Genomic DNA, 445 nt, shown 5'->3' on the forward strand with positions numbered 1-445 from the left:
ACAGGGTAACCGGTCATTTAAGGACGTCTGTAAAACCTGCTGATTTCTGATCATGCTACTCCTGCAATCATTCGCAGGAATTCACCATGACTCAAACATCATCATCCCCGAAACGACTGAGCAAAGAGCAATGGCAAGCACAGATTTGTGAGCAACAGCACGGTACTGTGAATCAGTCTGAATTTTGCCGCTCGAAAGGACTTTGCCTTGCTACCTTCAATAACTGGAAGCGTAAACTAAAGCCCACTGAAAAAGCAGGCACTGAAAACAGTCCCCATTGGGTTGAGCTGCCCATTGTTGATCAGCCATCACAAGCATGGGACATTGAGCTGGAACTACCCGGAAATGTCATCCTCAGGATGCGCCAATGACATGTTCTTCCCAGAATCCGGTGTCAGGGTGTGGCTATGTACCCGCCCTACCGATATGCGAAAGTCTTACGACG

Annotated in this window: 1 protein-coding gene; it reads left to right on the top strand. The window is 48.3% G+C overall.

Annotated features, from left to right (window positions below):
• Window positions 1-86 precede the first annotated feature (86 nt).
• On the top strand, window positions 87-371 hold the full coding sequence (gene tnpA, locus CWC16_RS19590) for an IS66 family insertion sequence element accessory protein TnpA (RefSeq protein ID WP_138542701.1): 285 nt from the start codon (window positions 87-89) through the stop codon (window positions 369-371).
• Window positions 372-445: the final 74 nt, after the last annotated feature.

It is taken from the genome of Pseudoalteromonas sp. S3776 (assembly GCF_005886915.1).
Taxonomy (GTDB): domain Bacteria; phylum Pseudomonadota; class Gammaproteobacteria; order Enterobacterales; family Alteromonadaceae; genus Pseudoalteromonas.